At 60.7% G+C, this 25,126-nt stretch carries 29 protein-coding genes, 1 pseudogene and 2 riboswitches; of the genes and pseudogenes, 7 read left to right on the forward strand and 23 right to left on the reverse strand.

The window, feature by feature from the left end; all coding sequences use genetic code 11:
* Positions 1-714, forward strand: a pseudogene (locus tag HHL08_RS19925) (DEAD/DEAH box helicase); the annotation flags it as partial.
* A 192-nt stretch (positions 715-906) separates the two neighbouring features.
* On the opposite strand, the gene HHL08_RS19930 reads toward HHL08_RS19925, so the two are convergent.
* From HHL08_RS19930 to HHL08_RS19965, 8 genes are all read right to left on the reverse strand, one after another.
* On the reverse strand, positions 907-1,827 hold the full coding sequence (locus tag HHL08_RS19930; RefSeq protein ID WP_043151692.1) for a nucleotidyltransferase and HEPN domain-containing protein: 921 nt from the start codon (positions 1,825-1,827) through the stop codon (positions 907-909).
* Complete coding sequence (locus HHL08_RS19935; RefSeq protein WP_169574768.1) at positions 1,827-2,264, reverse strand: TA system VapC family ribonuclease toxin; 438 nt, start codon at positions 2,262-2,264, stop codon at positions 1,827-1,829. The genes HHL08_RS19930 and HHL08_RS19935 overlap by 1 nt, the downstream gene beginning before the upstream one ends.
* A complete protein-coding gene (locus HHL08_RS19940) occupies positions 2,261-2,485 on the reverse strand; it encodes a hypothetical protein (RefSeq protein WP_206378001.1) in 225 nt (74 codons plus the stop codon). The genes HHL08_RS19935 and HHL08_RS19940 overlap by 4 nt, the downstream gene beginning before the upstream one ends.
* A gap of 31 nt (positions 2,486-2,516) precedes the next feature.
* Entirely contained in the window at positions 2,517-2,942 is a 426-nt protein-coding gene (locus HHL08_RS19945) for a MarR family transcriptional regulator (RefSeq protein WP_169574770.1), read from the reverse strand.
* A 44-nt stretch (positions 2,943-2,986) separates the two neighbouring features.
* Positions 2,987-3,886, reverse strand: a complete 900-nt coding sequence (locus tag HHL08_RS19950; protein ID WP_169574771.1) for a phytanoyl-CoA dioxygenase family protein — start codon at positions 3,884-3,886, stop codon at positions 2,987-2,989.
* An 11-nt stretch (positions 3,887-3,897) separates the two neighbouring features.
* Positions 3,898-4,512: an acyl-homoserine-lactone synthase gene (locus HHL08_RS19955; RefSeq protein ID WP_169574772.1), complete on the reverse strand. Its 615-nt coding sequence runs from the start codon at positions 4,510-4,512 to the stop codon at positions 3,898-3,900.
* A 134-nt stretch (positions 4,513-4,646) separates the two neighbouring features.
* On the reverse strand, positions 4,647-5,408 hold the full coding sequence (locus HHL08_RS19960; RefSeq protein WP_169574773.1) for a LuxR family transcriptional regulator: 762 nt from the start codon (positions 5,406-5,408) through the stop codon (positions 4,647-4,649).
* Positions 5,409-5,785: 377 nt separating this feature from the next.
* On the reverse strand, positions 5,786-6,052 hold the full coding sequence (locus HHL08_RS19965; protein ID WP_169574774.1) for a hypothetical protein: 267 nt from the start codon (positions 6,050-6,052) through the stop codon (positions 5,786-5,788).
* Between the two features lie 312 nt (positions 6,053-6,364).
* On the opposite strand from HHL08_RS19965, the gene HHL08_RS19970 reads away from it, so the two are divergent.
* Positions 6,365-6,628: a LysR substrate-binding domain-containing protein gene (locus tag HHL08_RS19970; RefSeq protein WP_328804703.1), complete on the forward strand. Its 264-nt coding sequence runs from the start codon at positions 6,365-6,367 to the stop codon at positions 6,626-6,628.
* A 266-nt stretch (positions 6,629-6,894) separates the two neighbouring features.
* Here HHL08_RS19970 and HHL08_RS19975 read toward each other — a convergent pair whose 3' ends face one another.
* The 8 genes from HHL08_RS19975 to HHL08_RS20010 all read right to left on the reverse strand — a co-directional run bounded on the left by HHL08_RS19975 (position 6,895) and on the right by HHL08_RS20010 (position 15,226).
* Positions 6,895-7,302, reverse strand: a complete 408-nt coding sequence (locus HHL08_RS19975) for a DUF1636 domain-containing protein (RefSeq protein ID WP_169574775.1) — start codon at positions 7,300-7,302, stop codon at positions 6,895-6,897.
* A gap of 2 nt (positions 7,303-7,304) precedes the next feature.
* Entirely contained in the window at positions 7,305-7,847 is a 543-nt protein-coding gene (locus HHL08_RS19980; RefSeq protein WP_169574776.1) for a hypothetical protein, read from the reverse strand.
* A 47-nt stretch (positions 7,848-7,894) separates the two neighbouring features.
* Positions 7,895-9,838 carry a TonB-dependent receptor plug domain-containing protein gene (locus tag HHL08_RS19985; protein ID WP_169574777.1) on the reverse strand — a complete coding sequence of 648 codons (1,944 nt, stop codon included), beginning with the start codon at positions 9,836-9,838 and terminating at the stop codon, positions 7,895-7,897.
* Between the two features lie 162 nt (positions 9,839-10,000).
* Positions 10,001-10,190: riboswitch (cobalamin riboswitch) on the reverse strand.
* Between the two features lie 14 nt (positions 10,191-10,204).
* The gene (locus tag HHL08_RS19990; protein WP_235955181.1) at positions 10,205-11,524 is read right to left on the reverse strand and encodes a cobyrinate a,c-diamide synthase; all 1,320 of its coding nucleotides are present in this window, start codon (positions 11,522-11,524) and stop codon (positions 10,205-10,207) included.
* A complete protein-coding gene (gene cobO, locus HHL08_RS19995) occupies positions 11,521-12,132 on the reverse strand; it encodes a cob(I)yrinic acid a,c-diamide adenosyltransferase (RefSeq protein WP_169574778.1) in 612 nt (203 codons plus the stop codon). Before cobO ends, HHL08_RS19990 begins: the two co-directional genes overlap by 4 nt.
* 102 nt (positions 12,133-12,234) lie before the next feature.
* Positions 12,235-12,429: riboswitch (cobalamin riboswitch) on the reverse strand.
* Between the two features lie 340 nt (positions 12,430-12,769).
* Positions 12,770-13,561, reverse strand: a complete 792-nt coding sequence (locus HHL08_RS20000; protein ID WP_169574779.1) for an alpha/beta hydrolase — start codon at positions 13,559-13,561, stop codon at positions 12,770-12,772.
* A gap of 30 nt (positions 13,562-13,591) precedes the next feature.
* Positions 13,592-14,368 (reverse strand): SDR family NAD(P)-dependent oxidoreductase, encoded by a 777-nt coding sequence (locus HHL08_RS20005; protein WP_169574780.1) that lies wholly within the window; start codon positions 14,366-14,368, stop codon positions 13,592-13,594.
* Between the two features lie 30 nt (positions 14,369-14,398).
* Positions 14,399-15,226, reverse strand: a complete 828-nt coding sequence (locus tag HHL08_RS20010; RefSeq protein WP_169574781.1) for an alpha/beta fold hydrolase — start codon at positions 15,224-15,226, stop codon at positions 14,399-14,401.
* A 124-nt stretch (positions 15,227-15,350) separates the two neighbouring features.
* Between HHL08_RS20010 and HHL08_RS20015 the strand changes: the two genes are divergently transcribed.
* On the forward strand, positions 15,351-16,352 hold the full coding sequence (locus HHL08_RS20015; RefSeq protein WP_169574782.1) for a GlxA family transcriptional regulator: 1,002 nt from the start codon (positions 15,351-15,353) through the stop codon (positions 16,350-16,352).
* 141 nt (positions 16,353-16,493) lie between these two features.
* Here HHL08_RS20015 and HHL08_RS20020 read toward each other — a convergent pair whose 3' ends face one another.
* The 6 genes from HHL08_RS20020 to HHL08_RS20045 form a co-directional block, all read right to left on the reverse strand.
* Complete coding sequence (locus HHL08_RS20020) at positions 16,494-17,321, reverse strand: 23S rRNA (adenine(2030)-N(6))-methyltransferase RlmJ (protein WP_169574783.1); 828 nt, start codon at positions 17,319-17,321, stop codon at positions 16,494-16,496.
* Between the two features lie 361 nt (positions 17,322-17,682).
* Positions 17,683-18,489 carry a S1/P1 nuclease gene (locus HHL08_RS20025; RefSeq protein ID WP_169574832.1) on the reverse strand — a complete coding sequence of 269 codons (807 nt, stop codon included), beginning with the start codon at positions 18,487-18,489 and terminating at the stop codon, positions 17,683-17,685.
* Between the two features lie 77 nt (positions 18,490-18,566).
* Positions 18,567-18,884, reverse strand: a complete 318-nt coding sequence (locus HHL08_RS20030) for a polyhydroxyalkanoic acid system family protein (RefSeq protein WP_169574784.1) — start codon at positions 18,882-18,884, stop codon at positions 18,567-18,569.
* Between the two features lie 138 nt (positions 18,885-19,022).
* Positions 19,023-20,294: a Y-family DNA polymerase gene (locus tag HHL08_RS20035; protein WP_169574785.1), complete on the reverse strand. Its 1,272-nt coding sequence runs from the start codon at positions 20,292-20,294 to the stop codon at positions 19,023-19,025.
* Complete coding sequence (locus tag HHL08_RS20040) at positions 20,291-20,704, reverse strand: LexA family protein (RefSeq protein WP_169574786.1); 414 nt, start codon at positions 20,702-20,704, stop codon at positions 20,291-20,293. Before HHL08_RS20040 ends, HHL08_RS20035 begins: the two co-directional genes overlap by 4 nt.
* A gap of 75 nt (positions 20,705-20,779) precedes the next feature.
* On the reverse strand, positions 20,780-21,370 hold the full coding sequence (locus HHL08_RS20045) for an SOS response-associated peptidase family protein (protein WP_169574787.1): 591 nt from the start codon (positions 21,368-21,370) through the stop codon (positions 20,780-20,782).
* 55 nt (positions 21,371-21,425) lie between these two features.
* Between HHL08_RS20045 and HHL08_RS20050 the strand changes: the two genes are divergently transcribed.
* The 4 genes from HHL08_RS20050 (at position 21,426) to HHL08_RS20065 (ending at position 22,607) form a co-directional block, all read left to right on the forward strand.
* On the forward strand, positions 21,426-21,638 hold the full coding sequence (locus HHL08_RS20050; protein WP_235955182.1) for a DUF6771 family protein: 213 nt from the start codon (positions 21,426-21,428) through the stop codon (positions 21,636-21,638).
* A 150-nt stretch (positions 21,639-21,788) separates the two neighbouring features.
* Positions 21,789-21,974 (forward strand): hypothetical protein, encoded by a 186-nt coding sequence (locus HHL08_RS20055; protein ID WP_169574788.1) that lies wholly within the window; start codon positions 21,789-21,791, stop codon positions 21,972-21,974.
* A 10-nt stretch (positions 21,975-21,984) separates the two neighbouring features.
* Positions 21,985-22,407, forward strand: a complete 423-nt coding sequence (locus HHL08_RS25740; protein WP_169574789.1) for a thermonuclease family protein — start codon at positions 21,985-21,987, stop codon at positions 22,405-22,407.
* Entirely contained in the window at positions 22,308-22,607 is a 300-nt protein-coding gene (locus HHL08_RS20065; protein WP_235955183.1) for a DUF5818 domain-containing protein, read from the forward strand. Before HHL08_RS25740 ends, HHL08_RS20065 begins: the two co-directional genes overlap by 100 nt.
* Positions 22,608-22,828: 221 nt before the next feature.
* On the opposite strand, the gene HHL08_RS20070 is transcribed toward HHL08_RS20065, so the two are convergent.
* The gene (locus tag HHL08_RS20070) at positions 22,829-24,763 is read right to left on the reverse strand and encodes a S9 family peptidase (protein WP_169574790.1); all 1,935 of its coding nucleotides are present in this window, start codon (positions 24,761-24,763) and stop codon (positions 22,829-22,831) included.
* Positions 24,764-25,126 lie beyond the last annotated feature (363 nt).

Genomic DNA, 25,126 nt, shown 5'->3' on the forward strand with positions numbered 1-25,126 from the left:
AGGCTGGTCGAGCATTACAGCTTCTATGCGGTCTTCCAGACGCCCGAGGAGTACCGCCTGATATCCGGGGGGAAGGAGCTTGGCACCTTGCCAATCGACAATCTGATAACTCCGGGAATGCTGCTCATCTTCTCAGGACGCCGCTGGCTGATCCTGGAGGTCCTCGACCGAGACCGCATCATCATGGTTTCACCGGCCAAAGCCGGGGTCCCCCCGCTTTTCGGGGGGGACCCGGGGAATATCCATGACCGGGTGATCGAAAGAATGTTCGATATACTCGAGAGCCGCCACCGCCCGATTTACATGGATGCAACAGCGCTGGAATTACTTGAGGAAGCCCAATGTCAATACGCCCACCTGCGCTTCGATCCTGGTCGCATTGCGCATCTTGGCGACAAGGCCGCAGTCCTCGCCACGAAAACAGGCTCGGTTCGTACCACAACGCTGGCCCTTGCCCTGCGCGCTAGCGGATTTACGATTCAGACACACGATGGCTTACTTGAAGTCTTTGGAAACGACGAAACGCCTCCGCTCATCGAGGCGCTTTCAGCAATGGCGAGCGGCAAGCCTTTAGATCTGTTCGGCCATTCGCCGAACCTGCTATTTGAGAAGTTCCATCCCCACCTTACCGAAGGGTTGCTGCAGAAAGATGCGCTTTCAGCGCGGTTAGACCCTGACGGATTGGCTGAACTTTCCCGCTCAATCCTGAGGTGAACGAAAGGCCGCTATCAGGGATCGTGTTCTAGCGGATTGAATGGCGGCTTTGTTGGCGGCAGCGGCGATCGGTATTTCCAAGCCGGAATGTCCGTTATCCCATTATCAGTGCTCGGAACCTGACTGTCGCGAATGTCCCATCCTTGGTCATTCCGCTGTAGAATTCTTTGCGCAGATAACAGTCTAAGAGCGTCAATGGGCTGCCTTTTCGCGAAGTTTCGCGACATGGGCTGTGCATATGGAATGTGTCATCCGGCCGAGGATCTCTACCCTCTCAGCCAGCCAGTTCAGTTCTTCCAGATCGATCTGATAATGCTTAGAATAGCGCGCCTTCACATAGGCGTCCTTCAGCTTCTGAAACATTGCGCGTTCCTTGCGTAAGCCCCGAGGCCAAACATCGAAAAGCGCGGGGTTTCTACCTTCGGCCTGTAGTCGGAGGAAGGCGATATTGTGATCGTACGGGGTGTAAAATGTCAGCGTTAAAAGGATAGCCTGATAGAGAGCTTCGGCTGTACGATGGAGTAAGAAGGCCGCTTGCTTTTTGAAGTCTCGCTCGATTGCCACTTTGGCCAGCTCAAAATTACTCATCGCATCAGGAAAATATTCGTCGAAATAGTCCTGCGCGGCTGTTGCTGCTTCCGACGGCGTCTTGGGCTTGGGCTTGGCCAGTTCGCGATCGTCGGCCTCGTAGAGGGCGATGCCCTGTTCGGCGATTTCCATGAAGAAGACCCGGCCATGGCTGAGGCCCTGGTTCACTTGCTGGAGTGAGTGGACGATGAAATGCACTGGCGTATTGATGCGCTTCTCGATCAGATAGGCGTCGATGAGGCGCTGCTCTGCGACCGACCAATAGGCCGCGACGTCGGCCAGTTCCTTCTGGTTGACGATGACCAGGATATCCATGTCGGATTTATACTGATTGGCATCGAAGGGCGCATCGATCCAATCGCCCCGGGCATAGGAACCGAACAGGATGATCTTGAGGATGCGGGCCGACTTCTTGCGGCCGGTCGCATTCTCGGTTGCCTCCCGAAACTCGGCGAACAAGATGCGCACAACCTCTTCGAGTTCGCGCTGCTTGGCTGCTGGGAGGTGGTCAAGGTCGGTACGCATCACTGATGTCCAATGAGGTGGATCGCGTCCTTGCCCCCGGCCACCCCGTTTGGCGTCAGGCGGCGGTCGAACGTCGCGAGCTTGCCTCTGTTGGCGACCGCAAGGGCAAGGAGATAGGTGTCGGTCACCTGCGCTGACGTCAGGATCTGGCTTGCATCGACATGGTCTGCGGTCAGCAGGCTGATATCGTCCGGCCAGAAACTGTGACCAGGAAGCCTACACATCTGGGCCATGATCGTCGCGACCTCGGCTGGAGAACCCGGCGTTGCGGGATAGCGGACATTGCCGACGATCCGGATCAAGCCGTTTTCGGTGATAGGACAAGTCGCCCAAGCCTTTCTGCCTTCCGCTTCGAACCATTGGTGCGCTGCTTCATGACCGACATGGTTGGGGTCGATCAGTGCAACGAGAACATTGACGTCCAGAAGATAGGTCATGGCGCCTCATCACGCAGGGCGTTGACGATATCCTGCGTCACCACGACCCCAGGCTTGGCCGGCAAGAGACTGATCCCGTTGCGCGTGCGCGTCGCTTCGGGCGCACGGAGCGCCTTGCGGGCGAGATCCGACAGGACGCGCCCGATCGAACTATGCTGATGATTGGCAATCGCACGCGCCGCCGCCATGACATCATCATCGATCACCAGGGTCGTCCGCATCGCATTATCCTTACGCATTGAGCATCGCGCATCATATGCCATCTGAATCGATGGCGCAACGATGGACGAATGTGGCGGCTGCCGCATATGCACCGTCCATGACTTGGTCGAGGGCGTCCTTGATAGGCGGTGCCAGCCGAACCGTGATCCGTCGCTTGTCGCGCGGGTCGGGACGGCGCGTCAATATCCTCCGCCCGGCCAAATTGGCGGTCCACCGATGCGCGCTTGAATGGGGGATGTTGGCGACCGTGCAGAGGGCGGACTGATAGACCGCAAAACCTTCCAGCTCGGCCTGGTACAGATGGAGCAACATGTCCCAGTTGGGATTGGTGCACAGGTGAGTGCCCAGGCTCTTTTCGATCAGACGACGTTCCTCGATCAGTGCCCGGCACGTCTGCAGCCGTTTATGCCGCCGCCTCGCTGCGGCCTCTTCCAGATCGTCGTCGTTGTGCCGCATTTTATCCCCTGTCGATGCACGCGAATATCTATCCCTGCTTCCGTTCAGCCGGTGACCGGCGCCGACAATTCGCCGGCCCGAAAAGCGTCGATCAGAGCATGCTGCTCGGGGGCCAGCATGTCGATCGCGCCAACCTGCCGCCCCGGATCGCGCAACAGAAGGGAAGGACAGCGTCCCTCGTGGTTGCCAAGATTAGGTCGGTGAATGCGGTAGCCCAGCAAATCGGTCAGATCGGCATCGAATGCGCGCGCGACTTCGGGCGGGTAGGCCAGCCACTGCAGTTCATAAGGCTTGAGCCATCCCAGTGTATAACTGATAATCATGCCGCGGCGGGGCGCGAGCGAATGATTGGCCCCGCCGGCATGCAACGTGGAGCCCAGGAACAGGAGCGCCGCGCCCGGTTCCATCTCGGCGACGATGGATTCGTGCGGATCGATCAGCACCTCACTGCAGCGCCGATGGCTGCCCGGCCAGACATGGGTTGTGCCATTCTCCTGGGTGTAGGACGTGAACGGCCACATCACATTGACCAGAAACTCGACCCCGAGCGCCGGATCGACCAGGCGGCTGCATGGCCACATATCCTGGTCGCGATGCGGCACCTGCTTCCGCGAACCGGGCATTAGCTCAATCGCTTGCGTAAGGTTGAGCGAGACATGATCACACCAGGGACCCAGCACCTTCTGCACGATATCGAGGATTATGGGATGCTGGACGAAATCCCTTGTCCGGTCTGACCGCCTGAGCAGACTGCCAAAGCGTTTCGTATCGTCGCCGTAAAATGGCCCCGCCGAAAGCGGGGTGGCGCTAAAGTCGTCGGCGAGGTCGCACGCCAGGGCTGTAACCTCACATGGGGATATGGCCTGCGGAATGATGCAATAGCCCTGGTCGAGCAGTAGATCGGCGTGAAACTCTGCACATGGAGTATCGGGTAAATGTGCCATGGTCGTTTCTCCTATGCGGCGGCAGCCGCGGCGAATTGAACGGGCGCAGGGCGCCAGACGCCGGCGGCTTGCATCAACGCGGGCGTGTCTTCCGAGATGATGATCTGCATCGCACCCAGCATGCCGCAGGCCAGCGTCCTTGGAAGGCCAAGCGGACGGCATTCCCACCCGAAGGACAGGATCTGGCTGAACCAGGGCATGTCGGCCACGCAGCAATAGCTCTCGATGCCTTCCTTTAGCGCGAAGCTGGCCGCCATCGTCACAAGGTGATCGCGGACCTGACGGCGCTCGGCCGCACGCAAGTCGCGAGACAGGCAGAAGCGCGATATCTCCCAGATCGTGGCACTCGCGGGCGGTGCCTGATCGCACAGTTCAGGGAAGATATCGCCAAGAAGGTTGGGGCCGCTGGTGGGCAGAAGCCGCATCGATCCCAGATGGGTGCCGTCGCGCTCGGCGGCAATCAGATAGATGGTCGATGGACCGTCGAACTGATCGATTTCATAGCGTCCGGCCAGGACGGGGATGTCCCAGCGGAGCAGATCGATGAAGACGCGCTTGCGCGCCTCATACATGGATCGAAGAACGGTTTGTTCCTGGAGGCTCCCGCCTCGAATGATTTGCATCATGTCGGCTCCCTTGTCCGGTTGGCAAGTCAGCGTCGCGCAACAGGGACGGGGGAACAATTCCTCCAAAAAGAGGGATGGCGGGGAGTGGGGGACCGAAGATAGTGCCGCACGCAAAGCGTGCGGCTTTGGAAGATCTACCTTCTGATATTGAGGGCGCGGTAGCAAATCTGTCCGTCGAACAGGGCGCGGACGACCAGCTCGGTTCGCTTGTAGACATCATATTTGCGCATGGCATCCTCAATATATTGGCGGACCGTGTTCGGTGAAATATTGAGGATACCCCCAATCTCGGCATTGCCCTTACCGCATCCAACCAGGGCAATGCAGTCAAGCTCCCTCTGGCTGAGCGCGGGAATGTCGGGCGTTTTCGTGCCAGGTGCCCATCGCGCACGCTGCAAACGGCGCGCCGCTTCAAACGCGAACATGCCGATGACTTGAGCGGCCCCTAACAGGTCGGCGGTGGGCCTGACAGTCTCGCGTCCTGCGAACGAACAGCTTCCCCTATATTCGCCGGCCGCCTGCACCGGGATGGTCAAGCCCTCGCGCAAACCGAATGGCTTGGCCTCTTCGAGGATGTGACGTTGTCGTTTCGTCATCCTGATCATGGCGGGAATGACGCTCCACAGGAAGGCCGTTACCGTTTTCGTGCTGGCTGCATGCACGGGGTCGTCGACATAATAGTTGCGTAGCAGGGATCGCTCTATCCAGCCTTCAGGGTAGCTGGTGATCACCATAGTGTCGTGGGGCGGACCGATCAGATCCACATGATCAACGAGGGCGAATTGCTCGAAACCCAACGAGGGCGTTGCCTCGCCGAGCAGCGCCTTAAGCGCAAATTCGTCCTTAACTTCTCTGCAGTCGTCTACAAAGGTTGCGAGACGCGGTGACATATACATGACTTTCTCCTCATATGGGTTGGCCTGTCGGCGACACTGTCCAAATTGACGACGCGATCCTCGCGCATCGGTCCGCTCACTGCCGGGCTGCTGCCCATCCCGGCCGTGGAGGAGAGCCGGGGTCACTTTGCTCAGCGGAACGGGAGAAGAGTAACAGCGGCGACGTCAGCGCCAAGTCGGTTTTAAACCGAAATGTTCTTTTCACAAATTTGTCATCGAAGGCGTGGCTTGGACGCAACATCCTATCGGCGGCAAGCGCGCCTCAACGGGCCCGCCCGCCCCGATACACAAGGCACGGTGCTGCGATTTGGGCGATGGGTTTAGGCAGTGATCTTCGCGATAATGCTAGGTCAGCATTCTCATCACTGATCGACCGCCTATCTTGGCGGCTTCGACTTCTTGCCAGGCATTTTGGGTGGTAGCGGGGGCTTGAGGGCGGCAATGGCTGCTGCGCCACCACGTTGGATTGAGAGCTGCCGCAGCTCGCGCAACTCCCGTTCAGTCCGTGTTTCTACCGACAGATCCTGGACAACAGCAGCATAGCGCAATTGCACGGAGATGCGCGCAGCGTCGATCTCGTTGGACGATTTGCGCTGTCTCGTCTCAAGCTCGGCCAGACGTTCGCGTGCGGTTAGTCTCAGCATGATCCATGGTCCTCATGGATCTGCCCGCCGGAAGTGAGAATGCCAAATCTACACAGCGTTGCAAGGGGGGTGTCGGCGCTGAGGTGCAGATACTGCTCGTTCAGGGGAAGCGATCTGGCAGGCGCTGACCCGATCGGGATTACGGCTTTTCCAGATCCTCCAAATAATCGGACGCAAAGTCTACCTTGAAGGCTGACCTAAGAAGGAGGTAGTGATCTGGCATCTGGTAGGTCCGCCATTCTTTACAGGTCGGCAGCTTGCCCTTCTGACTGTGCTTGATCTCCGGGGTGTACGGGGGGGGGCGACAATATCGTGGATATAGTCCCCCGCCTGATCGTCAACAGCATCGATGCGACCATCGCCGCTGCTGAGGCGGGGGTGGGATTCGCCAATGTGCTGAGCTACCAATCGGCCCCGCGCATCGCGAACGGGCAGTTAGTGGAGGTGCTGGCGGATCATGCCCCGACCCCCATGCCGGTAAGCTTGCTCTACGATCCCGGTCGGGCGGCTATGCCTGCGGTTCGCGTATTCATTGAGGCCATGCGGGAACAAGGGAGGCAAGGAGCGTGGTCCTGATCAAGATCGGTGCGAACCGAGAGCACAAAATCATTGTCCCGAGAACGGAGCAGAACGCCCGATTGCGGGAATCAGGACTTCCCCTTTGACAGGCTGGAATGGTTCGATCGCGGAATTGAGTAGGCAGTTTTTCTCCTGAACGGGGACTTACAAATCAACGACCAACGACCAACGACCTAAACGGGATAGAGCTTTGCCTTCAGCCCAGCCGAAATCACCCCGCAGAACTTCGGTGCGAGTCTAAGCTATCCCGTTCAGCTGGACGCTTATGTCGCCACAAAGCCAACGGGCGGCGCGCGCGTGATGAAATGGCCCTTCACCCCGTCGGGCCATTGCGCATAGGCTACCCGCCCATCTTCGCTCTCGGCATAATGCACGGCATAGTCGAGGATAGCCCGCGCCGCCGCCTCGTCGGGCAGGAAGTGCCCAAGCACATAGCTGATCTTGCCGGGCGCACGCAGATGGATGGTGCAATGCGCCTTGCAGGCAAAAAGGCAGGGCATCTCCTGGACGTCCACGCCATCATAGCGGTTGGAACTCGCTTTGACCTGGTGCAGTGCCTCCACCAGCCTCCCTCCGCCGAACACGCCATTTGCGTCCTGCCGCTCCTCGGGGGAGAAGCGACAGCTGTTGCAGGCGACGATGGCAGGCCCATCCTTGACCGCTTGCAACATGGTCAGGCCGCCGCCCGCAGATCGCGCCGCAGCAACCCGCCGCTTTCCAGCAGAAGCTGGAACAGGCGGAGGCCACCCAGGATAAGGGCGTAACGGACAAATTGCCGCAGCAGGATGTCCGGCGTGAACGCTGCATAGCCTGCGTTCATCGCCACGGCACCGACCAGAACGACCAGCTTGAACCCGACGAAGGCAGCGATATAGGCGATGACGAGCCGCGCAAAGGAGGACCGGACCGGCAAGGCGCTGACCGCGTGATCAGCCACCAGCAAGGCGGCCATAGCGGCCAGCGCCAGGGTGAACGCCCATCCGGCATTCTGCGCCGTCAGCGAATAGTCCAACAGGCAATAGCCGACGGCCTGCGACGCCGACCAGGCGGCCAGCATGAGGATGATCCCCGCCGTGCGCGGCACATAGAGCGTCGCGAGCGCAGCCAGAGCGGGAAAGGGCGTGGCGCAGGCCAGCACCAGCGTCGTCGCTATGCTGGCGAAGGTCATCGATCCGATCCACAGATTGCGGGCGGCGGCAGGGGACATAGGCTGCATGTACAGGCACTCCTTGGCTTTACGGGGATGGGGATAGGGGCGGGTCATCACAGCCGCGCCCGGAACCCGGCGTAGATGCTGCGGCCAAGCTGGCCATAGCGACGCGCGGTTTCATAATAGTCGTCGAACAGATTTTCGGCCCGCGCGAACAGGGTGAGGGTCTGCGTCACCGGCATCTCCGCGCGCAAGTCGATGATCGTATAAGCGCGGTTGACGAAGGGCGTCACCGTGGCACTGGTCCGCGCCGTGTCGATCGTCTCGCCTGACCATCGCATGGCGACCGCCGTGTTGAGGCCGAACGGCCAGGCATAGCGCGCCGTCGCATTGGCGGCGTGGCGCGGCCTGCGCGCAAGCTGGTTGCTGAAATTCAGGCCCGGCGACCGGTCTTCCGCCACGATCCAGCTATAATTGCCGTCGACGGTCAGGCGGCCGATATGGGCAAGCCCTGCCATCTCCAAACCATGCGCCTCGCTCCGCTGAATATTGGCATAATAGCCGGCGCGCGGCGTGGTCGTTCCTGGCGCAAGGCAAAGCGGCGGGCGGTTGCTCGTTGGGCAGCCATTATAGGTGATCAGATTGTCCGTGTTCCGCTCGAACCAGGTGGCCGACAGGATCAGCTTGCGGTCGAAAAGATGCTGCTCGACGCCGACGTCCCAACCGCGCGACTTTTCCGGGTCCAGCGCAATGTTCCCATATTCGCTGTGCAACTGATAAAGGGTAGGGGCTTTGAAGCCCTCGCCATAGCTGGCGCGCAGGATCGTGCGATCGTCAAACAGCGACCAGACCGCGCCGCCGCCAAACACCATATTGCCGCCAAAGGCCGAATGATGATCGTGGCGAAGCCCGCCATTGAGCGTGAGGCCGACGACCGGCTCGATCCTGACCTGGGCATATTGGCTGTCGATATCGGCCGACGCCCGGATGGTGGCATAGCTGGCCAGGCTGTTGGGGGGAGAGGCAGAGCGCATCGTCTGTTCTTCGCGTTCCGCACCGAAGACGATGGTCCAGCCTTGAGCGAGGCCAAGCGTACCCTGATATTCGTAACGATCGGTTTGCCCCTTTGCGGCGAAACTTTCCGGCCGTATCAATCTCAACGGATTGATATTGTCGCGCACCGTTTCGCTACGGCTAAACCCCAGCCGATTGTGCAGCGCGCCGTCGAACAGATCGGCATTGAGGCCAGCATAACCGGTCCACTCCTCGACCAGCGAATATTCGGGGCTGTCCGGGACCGATCCGGCGCTGTCGATGTCGGCGCGCCCCTTGGCATAATAGCCCCGCATGTCGATCGACACGTCGGGCGACAGGGCAAGGCTGACCCGCCCGTTGAGCGTGCTGTTGGTATATCCGTCCCGCTCCTTGCCGCCAAAGCGCGGGCTGATCGCGGAGATGCCGTCGGTTGTGAAGCGCCCCCCTGCCACGCGCCAGTGAACGGGGCCGCTGCGCCCGCCCACGGCTGCCCGCGCATGGACGGTATCGCGCGATCCGGCTTCGATATCGGCGGACGCCTCCAGCGCGCGATCGGGCGTTGCCGTCACGATGTTGACCACGCCACCGATCGCCTGGCTGCCCCACAGGATCGACTGCGGCCCGCGCAATATTTCGATCTGGTCGATGTCGCCGGTCATCAGTGTCGCGAAATTATAGCCGCCACCGGTCGAGGACGGGTCTGCCAGCTTCACCCCGTCGATGACCAGCACGGTCTGGTCGCCCTCGGCACCGCGGATGCGGATGGATGTCGCCGTGCCATAGCCGCCATTGCGGGTGAAGCTGATGCCTGGCGTGCGGACCAACAGGTCCGACACGACAGGTGCCTGCGATGCATCGATCGCCTTCTTGTTAAGAACTGTGAGGCTGGAGGCGACGGTATCGACAGGCGTTGGCGTGCGCAGCGCCGACACGATGATGACGCTACCGGCATCGACTGCCGCCAAGGGCTCGGCCAGGGCGGCTACAGGAAGGCCGACCAGTACGGCCAAGCTGGTTTGCAAGATTATACGCATTACTATTCCCCCGTCTTTGACAAGACCGGGCGCGCACGACGCGGAGCAGGAACGGGCGCAGAACGCACGACACCACGCCGCGCGAACACGCACGGTCGAACTGTCGTTGCGCGAGGATATCCTCGTTCGACCGGCACACCCTGTCCGGACGAAGAACGACTGCGACGGGCAGGTCTCCTGGCTTGCGGGTCAACGCCGGTTCGGCCGCCTTCTCAGAACCTTGAAGGTTCCAATGGCATCTGGCCGATGGCTCACCGCTCACAGTTGCAGGGGCAGCCGGGGTCTTGAACCCCGTTCCCTTTTGATCCCCTTGCGGGGAACCTGTCGCAATTTCTGACCTCTAGGCGGGAAGCATCAGGCAATCAAGTGGAAGAAACTGCCGGTCACGTCGCCGTTGCGATGTCCGGCGGGTGGCAACGCATGGCCCTGGGCGTCGGCCATGTCGGCAAGGGGTATGCCCTCGCCCGCCAGTATCGTCGCATAGTGGAACTCGTGGCCGAGCAGCAACTGTCCCGCCGACGCGAAGCGGGTGTCTTCACGCAAGGTGGCCTTGCGATAGCCCAGCGTCATGCGTCGTTTGGCAAAGCTCGTTTCCACCGGCAGCAATCCGGCCATGGCATGGACGACGCCGTCTGCATCTTCCAGCGATCGGCCAAGCACCATATAGCCGCCACACTCTCCATGGACCGGGTGATCGGCAGCGAACGCGCGCAGCCCCGACAGGAAGCGCGCGTTGGTCGCAATCCGCCCGGCATGAAGCTCGGGATAGCCGCCCGGCAACCAGCAAGCGTCGCAGTCGGCAGGGGGCGCTTCGTCGGCAAGCGGCGAGAAGAAGCAGAGTTCAGCGCCCGCCGCGCGCCACCATTGCGCCAGATGCGGGTAGAAGAAGCTGAAGGCGCTGTCCCGCGCCACCGCAATCCGCTGGCCAGGTGGGCGAATGGTGGCGGGCTGACATGCCGCGTCCTTGGCGGGGGCCGCTGCCTTGACGATCGCGTCCAGATCGCATTGGCTGCCCACATGATCAGCGATTGAAGCGATGCGACTGTCCAGTTCGCCCGTCTCTCTGGCTTGCACCAGGCCCAAATGGCGGGAGGGCATCTCCATGGTCTTTTCCGCCCCGACCATGCCGAGCAGGGGCAGGCCCGCGCGCGCAAAGCCCTCTTCGACCATGGCGGCGTGGCGCACGCTCGCCACGCGGTTGACGATGAACCCCGCGATCGGCGGGGCACCCGGAAAGGTCGCGCAGCCATGCGCCACGGCAGCGACCGACTGGGCCGCAGCGCGGGCATCGACGACCAGCAGCACGGGCCATCCCAGCAAGCGTGCGACATCCGCCGAAGCGCCGGATCGGCCGTCTGCCTGCGCGCCGTCGAACAGCCCCATGGCACCTTCCGCAATGACGAGATCACTCTCACTCGCCGCCTGCGCCGCCAGTCCCCGCAGCAGCGGTCCGTCCATCGCAAAGCCATCCAGGTTGATCGACGGCCGTCCGGTCGCGACTTCGTGGAAGGCCGGATCGAGATAATCCGGCCCGCATTTCGCGCCCTGGATGCGCAGCCCCCGATCACGCAGCGCTCGCTGGAGGCCAATGGTGATTATGGTTTTGCCCGCACCCGAAGCAGGCGCTGCGACGACGATTCCCGCTCCAAGCGACAGCCCTGCGGCGGCGGTCAAAATTCGATACCTTTCTGTGCCTTCACGCCCGTCTGGAAATGATGCTTGATCTGCACCATTTCCGTGACGAGATCGGCCGCTTCGATCAGGGCATCGGGTGCATTGCGGCCCGTGACGATGACATGTTTCATGGTGTCACGATCCATCAAGCCCGCGATCACCTCTTCGACCGGCAGATAGTTGTAGCGCAGCACGATGTTGAGTTCGTCGGCGATTACGAGGGCATAGCTTGGATCGGCGATCATCCGCCTAACCTCGTCCCATCCCGCGCGCGCCCATTCGATGTCGCGGGCGCGATCTTGCGTGTCCCAGGTAAAGCCTTCGCCCATGACCTTGTGATCCACCTGCCCCGGAAAGGCGGCATAGACGGCCTTTTCGCCCGTCGCCCATCCGCCCTTGATGAACTGGACGATGCCGACCTTCATGCCATGGCCCAGCGCGCGGCAGGCCATGCCGAACGCGGCGGTGGACTTGCCTTTGCCCTTGCCCGTGTGGACGATCAAAAGGCCCTTTTCTTCGGTTTTCCGTGCAATCTTGTCCTGCATGAACGCCTGGCGTTTCCTCGCCTTGGCGTTGTGGCGTGCATTGATATCGTCCTGATGGTCCATCTGCGATCCTTACGTCGAATGCGCGCGTCCAGATGGACACGCGGGGGGCTTTCATGCCGCTCGAACGGAAAAACCGTGTCCGGGCCAGTCCCTGGGCCGGGGCAAGAGCGACCCGTGTCGGCAGGTCTCCTGGCTTGCGGGTCAGGGCCGACCAGGCCGCCTTCTCAGGATCGCTCCCAATGGCATATGGCCCGGCGACTCGCCGCTTACAGTTGCAGGGACAGCGATGGAATCGGCGCGACACGCCTCACCATCTTCCCCTTTAAGCCCGATGGGCACCGACATGGTCGAAGGCAATTGCCTTCAGGCCAACATCTAAAGACGCCTTGCTCCGAAAGCCACAGGCTTCGCTGGAAAAGATATTGCCAACTGCGTTTCTTGGCTCAGCTTGGCAGTCCGACAGGGAATGGCTGCCACCCAGACCGATTAACGCTCCAAGTTGCGGAAATAGTTCGAAACACCAAGCGTGAACGCTCGCAACTTTAGCAGGCTGTCACAAAGGGGGCGATAGGCGGACAATTGGCATTTCGGGATCAAAAATTAAACGCTAAGTGGCGAATCTGGTTCGGTTTCAATAGCAGCTGCCTGGATCCAGCAGATTGTTCAAACTGCAGTTCTGCCGTCCAGGCAGTAACGATCAGCCAGTCACAGCGCGTTGATGACGCTCTGCCCAATCCAGCGCTGTGTCGGCGACTTCCTCCCAACCTTCGTCGAGCAATGTCCAATGCGAACGATTTGGGAATATGCGATACTCGGTCAGCGCAGGAGCTTTCTTCTGTTTGGCGAAGATGGCGCGCGTCATCGCTGCGTCGGCGATCAGGTCCTTGCCCCCGCCGATCAGCAGCATCGGCGCGCGCGCCGGATTGCGCCAGTCGATCTTCATCGGATTGATGACGCCGTCCCAATAGACCCGCCCGGGCGTTGGGATGATATAGCGATCATAGAGCGCATCGGCTTGTGCGGCTGGCACGGTCTGGGCGAAACGACGTGCGAAGAAGCGGCGCGACATATGCTTGACCCTGTTCCGGCTGAACGGATCGAGAAACACGGGCAGCGCCGAGACGATTGCATGGGGATAGAGCGGCACCCCTGGTGTCGGCGCCGGATGGATCACGACGCCCGCAACGCCCATTCCCCGGTCCATCAAATGCTGGACGAACACCCCGCCGACCGAATGACCGATCAGGATCGGCTGCTCCGGCAATGCGCGGATGATCGCTTCGTAATGCGCGACGATTTCCCGCTGGCCGCTTTTGTGGAGGCCAGGATGAGGGGCCGCGCGCAGGTCAGCCGGATCGCGATCGTCGAGCGGCCAGTCGGGGGCGATCACGGTGTAGCCGCGCGCCTCGTAGCGGGCCTTGACGCCGTTCCAGCTCCTGGCATTGAGCCAGGCACCGTGCACGAGGACAATGGTCTTTGATTGGGTCATGACTAGATTCCCTTCTGTGGACGGGCCGCATCAAGCCCGGTAGCGGGCGGCGGCATGGTTGCGGGAGAGATTGGGCCGCAGCGCCGCGCGTGCGGCCAGATAAGCATCAAGATCGGCGCTGTCGGGTAGGGCTGGAATGGTGATCGTTTCGCCCAGGTCGAGGCCCCTCATAGCGGCGTCGACCATCTCGTCGGCTTCCATCACCATGTCGGCCGGGATGTTGGCAAGCTGCTCCTGAGTCCAGATGGCGGTGCGGGTTATCCCCGGCAGCACGGCCTGGACGCGAACGCCTTTCGATCCCAGTTCGCTCTGCAATGCCTCGGTAAAAGCGAGAACGAACGCCTTGGTTGCTGGATAGAGCGCGGTGAAACCTTCGGGCATCAGCGCCGTGACGGAGGTCATGTTGATGATCGTCCCGCTGCCCAACCCGACAAGGCGCGGCGCGATGGCGGCGGTCAGGCGGGTGACAGCCAGCACATTGAGGTTGATCATGCCCGTCAGGAAGGATGGATCTGCTTCCACCAGCGTGGTTTCCCCCGCGATGCCGGCGTTGTTGACCAGGCCAACAATGCGGTCGTCTGTTCGCAGTCGGTTTTCGATACGGGCAAGATCGTCCGCGTTGGACAGATCCGCGCTGATGACCTCCACTGCGACGCCTGTCTGCGACGTCAGCTGCTGCGCCAGGGCCGCCAGCTTGTCCGCGCGGCGGGCAACGAGGATCAGGTCGTGGCCGCGGCGGGCCAGCCGGTCGGCATAGATGGCACCAATGCCATCGGAAGCGCCGGTGATGAGGAACATATTGTTCATGGCGAATATCCTTTGTGCGAAACGGAGGCGTCAGTTGCGGATGAAGGCGAGCAGATCGGCGTTGAACCGATCCTGATGGGTCTGCGTCAGGCCGTGGTCGGCACCCGGATAGATTTTGAGCACCGCATCCTTGACGATTTTGACCGTTTCCAGTGCGGACGCGCCGATCGGCACGATCTGGTCATCGTCGCCATGCAGGACGAGCGTTGGCACATCGAATTTGGCCAAGTCGGCATGGAAATCACTCTCCGAAAAGGCCCGGATGCTGTCGAGTTGTCCCTTGAGGCCGCCCATCATGCCCTGCCGCCAGAATTCATCGCGGATGCCATCGGATATCACCGCACCTTCGCGATTATAGCCATAAAAGGGGATCGTCAGATCCCTGAAGAACTGACTGCGGTTGTTAAACGTGCCCGCGCGGATGCCATCGAACGCATCGATCGGCAGACCGCCCTGATTGGCCTCGGTCATGAGCATCAATGGCGGCACCGCGCCGATCAGTGCCACCTTGGCGACACGGGCCGTCCCATGACGGCCGATATAGCGGGTCACTTCCCCGCCGCCGGTCGAATGGCCGACCAGGATCACGTCGTGCAGATCCAGCGTCTGGATCAGCTCGGCCAAATCGTCGGCATATTGATCCATGGTGTTGTTGGCCCACACCTGGTCCGAACGACCATGGCTGCGGCGATCATGGGCGACCGTGCGGAAACCCTGATCGGCAAAAAAGACCATCTGCGTGTCCCAGACATCGGCGCTCAGTGGCCAGCCATGCGAGAAGAGGATCGGCTGGGCCTCCTTCGATCCCCAGTCCTTGTAAAAGAGCCCGGTTCCATCCTTGGTCGTAATCCTGCTCATGTTGGCACTCCCTGTTGAACGGGGCGGTTGCGCCCTGTGATCAGAGGAATAGGATCGTTGCGCGGCAGCCAGGAGCGGCGGTTCCGACATTAAGCAGGTCAAAACCGACAAAGGGAGCATAGGCATGGCGGTGGGGGCGGGAACGGCGGTTGACCTGGGTGCCGAAGTGGGGCTGGTCCTTTATCCCGGGTGCCAGATCGGCATGGTGTATGGCGTCACCGATCTATTCGTGATCGCATCACAATTTTCGCTGGACCGGGGCGGCAAGGCGTTGCGCGTCAGCCACTGGTCAGTCGACGAGGCCGGCACTTTCACTCGGACGTTCGACACCCATCCCGACCAGCCGGGCATGCCGACGATCCTGATCAGCCCGGGCCGGCTGTCGGGCCCGCCCGACGCGCACGAGGCAGCGCCCTATGCGCGTTGGTTGCTGGACCGCCATGCGCAGGGCACCGTTCTGGCATCAAATTGTGGGGGCACGTTCCTGCTCGCGGCCACGGGCCTGCTGGCGGGCCGACCCGCCACAACCCACTGGCTGTTTGCCGACCAGTTTCGCGATCGCTTTCCCGACGTCAGGCTCGACACGGCCAAGATGGTGATCGAGGATGGGGATATCATCACGGCGGGTGGCCTCATGGCCTGGACCGACCTTGGCATGCGGATCGTGGATCGGTTGCTGGGTCCCACCGTGATGATCGAGACCGGCAAGTTCCTGCTGATTGATGCATCTGGCCGGGAACAGCGCCATTTTTCCAGCTTTGCGCCGCGCCTTACGCATGGCGACGAAGCGATATTGAAGGTGCAGCACTGGCTACAGGGGCGTGCGGAGCGGCCGGTCAGCGTTGGCGATATGGCAGGAACGGCGGGGCTGGAGGAGCGCACCTTCTTGCGCCGGTTCAAGGCGGCGACCGGCATGAAGCCGATTGAGTATGTGCAGAACCTGCGCGTCGGCAAGGCGCGCGAACTGCTGGAATTTACCAGGCGGTCTGTAGACCAGATTGCCTGGGCAGTCGGCTATGAGGATGCAACCGCCTTTCGCCGCGTGTTCCATCGCATATTGGGCTTGGCACCTGGCGAATATCGCAGCCGCTTCTCAAGCGGATCAGACGTTCAGATAGCGGCATGACTTCTGGACATAGCAAATCCGACAAAGGGCCGATTAACGAATGAGACGATCAGGACGTTGAAAAACAGTCTCGTCCCAACCTATGTTCAGAAGCCCGGCGCATTGTCGGACTGGCTCGGAAAAGCTCGAGAGGGCTGGCCACTAGCCCAACCAATCAGTCGTGATCTCGCCCCTATGCCCTTTCGGCGCCAGCGCGGCGCGCAGGGCTTCCAGCAGAGGCGGCAGCGCCTGCGTGAAGGCGTAGGGCGGATTGACGATATAAAGGCCCGCGCCGTTGTATAAGCCGGGCTGGTCGCCATCGTATAACCAATGCTCCACCCGCAGCAATTTCGGAATGCCGAGTTTGCGTAACTGCTCCCTCCACCGCCAATGCGTGGCGCGGTCTTTCAGCGGATACCAGATCACCGTCACGCCATGCGCCCATTTGCGGTGTGCGGCGGCAAGTGTGGCTGTGATGCGTTCGCGTTCGTCTGCCTGCTCATAAGGCGGATCGACCAGCACCACGCCGCGCGCGGTGCGGGGTGGCACCATCGCCAGCCAAAGCTCGTAAGCGTCGCGCTCATGTACGGCAGCGGTCGTGCCGCGCATCATGCCGCGCAGGGTATAGACATCCTCGGGATGTTTTTCGTTCAGGATCAGGAAATCCTGCGGCCGAAGAAGCTGCGCCAGAATTCGCGGCGAGCCCGGGTAGAAATGTGCCTCGGTCCCGACATTTACCGCTTGTAGGACGGCGCGGTAGTCGTTCAGCAAGGCGTTCGAGTCGACAAAAGCCCGCTGCACGCCCTGCGTGGACTCGCCGGTGCGTTGGGCATCCTCCCCGTCAAGGTCGTAAAGCCCGCAGCCGGCATGGGTGTCGATCAGGGTCAGCGCGCTCTGTTTTTGCTGCAAGGCCCGCACGAGGGCGATCAGCAGGCTGTGCTTGACGACATCGGCGCTGTTGCCGGCATGGAAGGAATGGCGATAATTCATTGCGACCCGAATGCTTGACGATCTACATTTATATTTGAGGCTGGGCACGGTTGCCGAGCGCGAAGCGATTGAAGAAACCAATCCGGCGCTAGTATGAAGTCGTGTGGAAACCTTCAATACACTTCTGCACGACGCCTCAAGTCCGCGTTAGCGATCGCTACCAGAGGCGAAGACGCAGGGCTCCGCGCGCATGGAAATGTTCGAACAACATAACGGACTTGCGCCCGCTCAATGTAGGATGACCTGGATTAGTTGACTGCTGCCGGACAGGAGCAAGCTCGGCCATAGACCCGGCGAAGTCGGACATGACAAAGCCGCTGGCTGGATGCATCGATACAGTCACACTATGTGTGGAGGTGTGTCATTTAGTTTGCTTGGCCGGAACGGTGCCGGTTCCGGGGTCGAACACCCAATTGAGGTAGACCGCGATCCTTATGCCTCCGCGCTTCAGTCGATCGTCCATCTCCGATCGATGTTTGTAGGCATAGTCCCAGGATATGCTGGCGTCGGCGGGGTAGATCGTCTTGCGTAGCGCGATGCTCTCACCAACCCAGACCGAAGGCGCAGGATCGCTCCAGTCGATCACCTGCTCGGGCGAGATCAAGCGCGACAGCCAATGCGCATATTCGGAATAGGATAAGGCGCGTTGCTCGATCATCGCTGAGTCCCACACCGAATGAAGGTTGGTCGCGCGCCCGAACCAGTTCACTTTGACATCATTGCCGCCCCGGTCATCCCCACCGCCCGCGTGTAATGGCTGATGCAGATCGCCGATGATGTGCACAATGAAGCGGAGGGCCAGCCGCTTGTCCTCGATCGACGATTTGGGATTGCGCAACGTCGCCGTAAAACCATCCAGCGCGCTCATGGCATCGCCCTCTGGCGGCGCGTCCTTGCTTTGATAGCTGTCCCCTTGCCTCACCGTCACATAGTGCCACGGGCCAGCCTTCTTCTGCCAATATTCGGCAGGGTCGGACTTCATGTCATCGGGCCAGGTCGCCGCCTCGGCAAGATCCTCGGCACCAAGCAGAAGCCGGACATGGGCACGTGCAACACCGCTCAGATTTTCATCGGCAATGGCACCTGTTATGCGATGCCCGACAGGGCCCCACGCCTGTGCGGGTGTGCATAGAAGGAATGGGATGGCGAGAAGGGAGAATATGCGCATGGCTATTCCTTGGCGATATTTCCTCTTCAGGGAAAGACGGATTGCTGCGGATGACATTTCGCTCCCCGCGGGCGAACTTAAATCGTCCTGTCGGTCTTGTCGGCCAGCATCAGCCGTTCGCCCTGCTTCTCTACTATGGCGGCGATCGGCCCTGACATCAGGCTGAGCATGCCAGGAAGATGGAGCGTTACCCGCAGCCGATTGTCTTCTGCATCGACGGTGCAAGGCACTTCGACACCCATGGTCGCGACCGTCAATGCAAGACGCTCGGCGCTGAGCCACGAATGGGTCACAGTGGCGGCACCGCCCGGGATGTGCGAGGCCAGCTTGCCAACGCCCCTCTCCATGCGCCGTTTGGCCTCATCGCGGCCAAGAGTGTGGGGAATATCGATCACAGTGGGAGTTGCCATGGTCCATGGACGCTTGGAACAAGGCTGTGGTTCCGGCTCTGTCGCGTGGGCCAATATCATGACGCCGGGGCTGGGGCTGGTGCTTGACCGGGAAAAGGAGGGATCCCCAGCAGCAAACCTCGCTCATCTCGCCTTTACGGCGGGCACCTCGGCAATGCGGGTGGTGTAGTTGGGCGACTTGCTGTCCGATCTGGCCGCCCATTCGCGCTTGAACCCCTGACTGGCTGGAACGGCCGCGAATGTCCCGAAACGCATATTGACCTGATCCATGGCGACCATCAACCGATCACGCCGTCCGCTATCGTCCTCGAAGAGCGTTCGCGGTCGTCTATCAGCGTCGATGAGGTCTTCCAGCATGACGCCCGCCTTGGTGATGCCATAGCCCTCTCGCCAAGCGCTCTCTATGCCGCGCCGGGCGTAGGCAAGAAGCATGAGGCCATCGTTGGTCATGGGCTGCATGCTGAGCGTCCGCGTCGCAGAATATTGCGGCTGGTCCTGCTTATGCCGATTGGTATGGAAAAATACCGTCAGGCGTCCTGCTACTAGGCCGTGCTGCCGCAGCTTTTCTCCCGCCCGCATCGCATATTGGGCAACGGCGCCCATCAGCATGTCCATATCGGTGACAGGCGTACCAAAGGATCGGGTGACAGCCATGCCCTTGCGCTGAGGCTCAACGGTTTCGATGGCGCACGCCGGAACACCGCGCAATTCAGCGACCAGCCGTTCCAGCACGACACCGCCGATGGCGCGGGCCTGCTTGAGGGCCATGTCGCGCAACTGCCCGGCAGTGCAGATATCCAGGCCTGCAAGTTTGGCCGCCGTCGCCCTGCCGACGCCCCATACATCGTCCACGTCGAACTGGTCGAGCACCCAACGGCATAAGTCTTCGTCGCGCAGATCGGCGACGCCATCAAATGTCGGGTTTTTCTTCGCCGCCGCATTCGCCAGCTTTGCGAGCGTCTTGGTCGAAGCGATGCCCACACAGGTGGGTATGGTGGTCCACTGCCGGACCTGCGCGCACATGGCACGGCTATGCGCGGCGAGATCCAGATGCTCGAAGCCTGCAAAATCGACAAAGGTCTCGTCGATCGAGTAAATCTCGAAATCCCTTGCAAATGGTTCGATCGCCGCGACGACCCGCCGCTGCATATCGCCATAGAGGGCATAGTTGGACGACAGGACGCGAATGCCATGCTGCCTGATCTTGTCGCGGATGAGATGGACAGGATCTCCCATTTTGACGCCCAGAGCCTTGGCTTCACCCGAACGGGCAATCGCACAGCCGTCATTGTTGGAGAGGATAATGACCGGGACACCAACTAGGCTGGCATCGAACGCTCTCTCGCAGGACACATAATAATTGTTGCAGTCAATCAGGGCGACCGGCGCGCTCATCCGTATTTGCGGGCCAGTCCGACGACCACGCCCCATATCTCGACATATTCATCCACGATGATGTCAGGAAAGCCATCGGCTTCCGGAACAAGCCAGAAGCGCCCGTCGCGACGCTTCAGCCGCTTCAACGTGCGATCGCCATGGACCATAGCGACAACGATATGGCCTGAAATGGGCTTTTTTGCCCTGCTGACGATGATCAGATCGCCATCGGTAATCCCGGCCCCGGTCATGGAATAGCCATCGACGCGCATGATGTAGCTTGCAGCCGGATGCTCCACCAGCCAGTCGGCCAGATTGATCGGTTCCTCCATGTCGTCCTGCGCGGGCGAAGGAAAGCCTGCCGGAAGGCTGACCAGCAGCAGCGGCAGATCGGGCATGGCAAGGCAAATGGGTATGGGTTCAAACATCAAATAGGCCACGAATCAGATACCCGATCCGGCATAGCCTGATTGTCCGAAACGGTCATTTGTTCTTTTTATGTTCTACCCTTGAACGGTCATCCGCGCGGCAGGATATGCCCTCGCCATCGCACAGGCACGGTCATAATCCGTCGATAGCCATGCCTGATAGTCGGCCGGTTCAACTATGACCGGCATCGCTTTGGGATGCAGCGGCGCGACCAGCGCATTGGGTTGGCAGGTCAGAAACGCATAGACCGGACCATGGTCGCTCTGCCGCCATATGCCAGCGAACGCCGCGATCGGCTGGTCGATCACGTTGAACCACCACTCATCGCGTCCTTCCCCGATCCTGGGTTCTGCGAATGTCGAAAAGGGTACGAGGCAACGCTGCGGAGGATTGGCCAGCATTGACTTCCAGAATGGGCTGCTGAGATTCCGCACATTGGTGACGCGCTTTTCCAGCAACTTTCCGCTCTTGCCTTTGACGTGGGCTGGCACGCCCCACGACATGACATCGCTTCGGATCACACCATCATCGTTGCGGACGATCATGCCAGGCTTTTTGGGCCAGACGTCGGTGGCGAACGCGGCGTTGGGTTGCCGAATATCGAACCCTGCATAGTCCCGCCAACTGGGAATCTTGTCGGGGTCGGTTCGATAATGATTGCACATTCGGGGAGCCTAGCGATCGCCAATTTGATCGCAAGCCTCTTGCATCGTTCCTGATATGTTCTTTACGATCGCAACCATGATCCACCCTGATTCTCTTTGGCTCGCCCAGAGCCTGCTTCACGCCCCGGCCTGGGCACGCGTCGCCCTCACCGCACCCAACGAGCGCTTGCGCGAGAAGGCTGCGGTGGAATTGGCGCAAAGCGTCATTGCAGCTATAGAGCATCCCCCGAATATTCCTGACATCCGCCAGATGACGCTGCCCCTGTGACGCAAAGCCTGCGGCACATCCGCGTGATGCACAGGGTCAGCCATGCTGAATAGTCTGCCGATTTCCTGATCTTGAGCAATAGACCGCATAGCGGCTGTGCAATCCGGCACCGCCACGCTAGCGTCTCGGTTTGAGCGATCGGGAATAGATATGAACGGATTTGTACGTTTGGAAACGGTGGACGGCGATTTTGTCGTCGTCAATGTCGATCGGGTCAGTTTCGTTCGGCGCTACCGCGGTGAAAACGGCACTAGCGCGATCAATTTCGAGAAGGGAAATTATCTCGTCGTCAAAGGCAGCCTCGACAGCGTCATGACCATCCTGGCCGACGGCTGAAACGACGCTCATGCTTGCCGCCCTATCAGCAGTCGTTCTGGCATCCGGGCAGGCCTTTGCTTGTACGCCGACCCATGTCTGGGACGGGGACGGCCCAATCTGGTGTGCGGAAGGTCCAAAGATACGGTTGGCCGGTATCGCCGCACGCGAGATGGACGGCACATGCAAACAGGGGCACCCCTGTCCCAAGGCATCGGCTATTGCAGCACGGGACCGGCTGGTGCGCCTGCTGGGCGGCGCGAAAGGCAAGGCGCGGACCGGCCATATTCTTGTATCGGCGTCGGCCATGCGCTGCGTGTCGAATGGATCGGCGCGGGGCGGTCGCACGGCGGCATGGTGTACGCTGCCAGGCACGGGCGACATAAGCTGCGCCATGATCAGGTCCGGCACTGTCCTGCGATGGGATCGTTATGCACGCGGGCAGTGCCGCTGATGCCGAGAGGAACGCGCCATGAACTGACCGGCCTTCTTCTGGAAGGCGACTTCTATCCGGTGCTGCGTGTAGCCGATGGAGGCGAGTGGCGACTGGAGATCACCAAGGCCTGGCGACCTCTGTTGGGCAAGCGCGTTGCCATCATCGGCGTGCGCGATGGTTTTGATCTGATTGCGGTCGAACGGATCACCCTGGCATGACGCACGACCAGCTTTTGTGGGGGGCGGTGTCCATGCTGATGAAGCAGCATGGTGAGCGCGCACCGCGCAAAGTGGCCGAACGGATAGGTACTCTTGCGGTTGAGGGTAAGGGGACTGCATCGTAACGAGCGCCGGGCCGCAAGGAGGCTGCTGCGCCGTGTCCAAGCCAAGCAAGACGCTTTTCTGCTTGGCGGCGGCAGCGCAAAATTGTCACTGGCTGATCAGCGACTCAAACCGAAGCGATCTTCAAGGAAGGCGGCGATGCGGCGATACCCGTGAACGCGATTGGCAAGGCGGGCGATACCATGTCCTTCGTCCGGGAAGCGCAGATAGGTGACGGTTCCACCACTTGCTCGAATGCCCTCCACCAAACGGTCGCTCTCGGCGACCGGATCTCGCGGGTCGTTCGCTCCGTGCATGACCAGCATCGGCGTGGTAATCTTGGCTACGTTATTGATCGGCGACAGCTTGGCAAAGAAGGCGCGGACCTTGGGATCTGCGATGTCACCGAATTCAAGCTTGTCAGCGGCCTTCAGTCCGGGGCTGGCTTGCTCAAGCGCTGTTACCCAGTCCGATACACCCACGATAGAAACGCCGGCCACGAACATGTCGGGATATGTGCCAAGCGCCTGGTTGGTGAGATAGCCGCCATAAGAGCCGCCACCGACCGCGATACGGGTGCCATCGACCTGACCCGACTTGCGCAACCATTCCGCCGCGTCGGCCAGATCTCCGACCTCGTCGACCTTCTTCTCACGGTCATTCAACTGCTCGAACGTCTTCCCTTGGCCCGTCGAACCGCGATAGTTGAAGTCGAGTACCGCAATGCCGCGGGCGACATAATATTGGATGTCCGCCGAAAAGCTTGGCGTCGCATAAGCACTGGGGCCGCCATGGATACGCATGAACACTGGCGGCTTGCGGCCGTCGGGCGATGTCGTCGGCAAATACAGGAGCCCCGTGAGCGGTGCCCCGTCACGCGCGGCGAAGCGGACTGGCTCTGGGACCACCATCTGCGACAGGTCGAGCCCGGGCGCATCGGTCGGCACCAGAACACGGGCGGCGACATCCTTTGCGGACAGATCCCACGAAAGCACTTCGCCCGCCGTAGTCGGGCTGTTCGCGCTGATCAGGAGCATTGGCCGCTCCCCAGCGAACTGGACAGACATAGTGCCTGAGGGCAGTTTTGGCACAGGGATGTCGTGGCCGGTGCTTAAGTCGCGCGCGTGCAGACGGCTGAACCCAGTCTCGATCGTGGTCCAGACCAGATAGCGGCCATCGGGGCTGAGCGCGATCTGACCGATATCGAAGCCTGGCTTGATGATCGTTTGGAGCCGACCCCGGCCTACATCATAAAAAGCGATCTCGTGATAGTCTGAGGATTGGTTGGTCGAAAGATAGAAACCGCTGCCATCGGGCTTCCATGCGATAGAGCTGTATTCAGCGATAGTCTTCGGCTCGAAAACGGTTGCCATCTCGCCGGTTGCGGCGTTGAGCAGGTGAAGGTTATTACCACCCCCGCGGGTCTCGCTAACCGCGATCAAATCACCACCTGGCTGCCATGCGGCGGCGTAGAAACCGCCCTTTCCATCATAAACGCGCCGACTTTGGCCGGTCTCGACGTCCGTCACATAGATGTCGAAGTCGGTACCGTTGCGCTCGGTCGAGGAATAGGCGAAGCGGCGCCTGTCGCGGCTCCAAGCCCCAAAGCTGCGGAACGCTGGCGATTTCTCAACGATTGTCCGCTCTTTGTTTCCGTCGATGGTGAGCAGGTGCATGCCGACGCGCTCGTCTCCATCGGTATCAGCGCCGTACAGCCAATGCCCGGAGGGGCCGGGCTCCAGCCAGTCTACGCCCGATCCGTAGGTGAGTTGGTCTGGAAAGCCGCCGCTTACCGGCATCGTCCAGATCTGGGGCGAACCGGTGATGTCGCTGATCCAGGCAATGTGGGTCCCTTCCGCGGAGAGGACTGCACCGCGCGGGCTCCGTACAAGCAGGAAACGGGTGATGTCGAATTTGCCATCTTGTGTTGGCGCGAGCGAAACTGGCTCGGCCTTGACAATGTCCTCAGGACGAGGGGTTTGCGCCGCAACTGCTCCTGCGGCACCGCTTGCTAGCAGCAATGAAAGGATAAGGGCCCGCATCATGTGCTCCATGGCGTCTCGAATGAACGGGCAGGCTTGTCAGCCGCCTTCTTGTTGAAAACAAAGCTAGCCGGATGCGGATGGGAAAGCGAGGCAGAATACCCCCATTTGCCCACCACCGGTCGTCAACTCTTTGACGTCTGCCGCTGCTCCTTGTCTTGCACCTAATTCCACGCCCGCCTTGCCCGCACGTGCGATGCAAAGCCACATCGACTTGTGTGACGCCTTCTGGGCCGTTTGCCGAACGGCAAGTCCCGTGACTTTGGCGATTTTAAAGGCCGATTCCGGCAATTGCGACACCTGAAGCGGACATCCACTAGACGCCCCAAGTCTGGACAAAGCTGATGGCGGCGGCCTAGTTCGTAGGCCATGATT

This window comes from Sphingobium psychrophilum (assembly GCF_012927105.1).
Classification (GTDB): domain Bacteria; phylum Pseudomonadota; class Alphaproteobacteria; order Sphingomonadales; family Sphingomonadaceae; genus Sphingobium; species Sphingobium psychrophilum.

Coding starts and splice junctions, on each gene's coding strand:
- HHL08_RS19930 (WP_043151692.1), bottom strand. CDS start 1,827: ATGCGTACCGACCTTGACCACCTCCCAGCAGCCAAGCAGCGCGAACTC.
- HHL08_RS19935 (WP_169574768.1), bottom strand. CDS start 2,264: ATGACCTATCTTCTGGACGTCAATGTTCTCGTTGCACTGATCGACCCC.
- HHL08_RS19940 (WP_206378001.1), bottom strand. CDS start 2,485: ATGCGGACGACCCTGGTGATCGATGATGATGTCATGGCGGCGGCGCGT.
- HHL08_RS19945 (WP_169574770.1), bottom strand. CDS start 2,942: ATGCGGCACAACGACGACGATCTGGAAGAGGCCGCAGCGAGGCGGCGG.
- HHL08_RS19950 (WP_169574771.1), bottom strand. CDS start 3,886: ATGGCACATTTACCCGATACTCCATGTGCAGAGTTTCACGCCGATCTA.
- HHL08_RS19955 (WP_169574772.1), bottom strand. CDS start 4,512: ATGATGCAAATCATTCGAGGCGGGAGCCTCCAGGAACAAACCGTTCTT.
- HHL08_RS19960 (WP_169574773.1), bottom strand. CDS start 5,408: ATGTATATGTCACCGCGTCTCGCAACCTTTGTAGACGACTGCAGAGAA.
- HHL08_RS19965 (WP_169574774.1), bottom strand. CDS start 6,052: ATGCTGAGACTAACCGCACGCGAACGTCTGGCCGAGCTTGAGACGAGA.
- HHL08_RS19975 (WP_169574775.1), bottom strand. CDS start 7,302: ATGTTGCAAGCGGTCAAGGATGGGCCTGCCATCGTCGCCTGCAACAGC.
- HHL08_RS19980 (WP_169574776.1), bottom strand. CDS start 7,847: ATGCAGCCTATGTCCCCTGCCGCCGCCCGCAATCTGTGGATCGGATCG.
- cobO (WP_169574778.1), bottom strand. CDS start 12,132: ATGGACCATCAGGACGATATCAATGCACGCCACAACGCCAAGGCGAGG.
- HHL08_RS20000 (WP_169574779.1), bottom strand. CDS start 13,561: ATGACCCAATCAAAGACCATTGTCCTCGTGCACGGTGCCTGGCTCAAT.
- HHL08_RS20005 (WP_169574780.1), bottom strand. CDS start 14,368: ATGAACAATATGTTCCTCATCACCGGCGCTTCCGATGGCATTGGTGCC.
- HHL08_RS20010 (WP_169574781.1), bottom strand. CDS start 15,226: ATGAGCAGGATTACGACCAAGGATGGAACCGGGCTCTTTTACAAGGAC.
- HHL08_RS20015 (WP_169574782.1), top strand. CDS start 15,351: ATGGCGGTGGGGGCGGGAACGGCGGTTGACCTGGGTGCCGAAGTGGGG.
- HHL08_RS20020 (WP_169574783.1), bottom strand. CDS start 17,321: ATGAATTATCGCCATTCCTTCCATGCCGGCAACAGCGCCGATGTCGTC.
- HHL08_RS20025 (WP_169574832.1), bottom strand. CDS start 18,489: ATGCGCATATTCTCCCTTCTCGCCATCCCATTCCTTCTATGCACACCC.
- HHL08_RS20035 (WP_169574785.1), bottom strand. CDS start 20,294: ATGAGCGCGCCGGTCGCCCTGATTGACTGCAACAATTATTATGTGTCC.
- HHL08_RS20040 (WP_169574786.1), bottom strand. CDS start 20,704: ATGTTTGAACCCATACCCATTTGCCTTGCCATGCCCGATCTGCCGCTG.
- HHL08_RS20045 (WP_169574787.1), bottom strand. CDS start 21,370: ATGTGCAATCATTATCGAACCGACCCCGACAAGATTCCCAGTTGGCGG.
- HHL08_RS20050 (WP_235955182.1), top strand. CDS start 21,426: ATGTTCTTTACGATCGCAACCATGATCCACCCTGATTCTCTTTGGCTC.
- HHL08_RS20055 (WP_169574788.1), top strand. CDS start 21,789: ATGAACGGATTTGTACGTTTGGAAACGGTGGACGGCGATTTTGTCGTC.
- HHL08_RS25740 (WP_169574789.1), top strand. CDS start 21,985: ATGCTTGCCGCCCTATCAGCAGTCGTTCTGGCATCCGGGCAGGCCTTT.
- HHL08_RS20065 (WP_235955183.1), top strand. CDS start 22,308: ATGGTGTACGCTGCCAGGCACGGGCGACATAAGCTGCGCCATGATCAG.
- HHL08_RS20070 (WP_169574790.1), bottom strand. CDS start 24,763: ATGGAGCACATGATGCGGGCCCTTATCCTTTCATTGCTGCTAGCAAGC.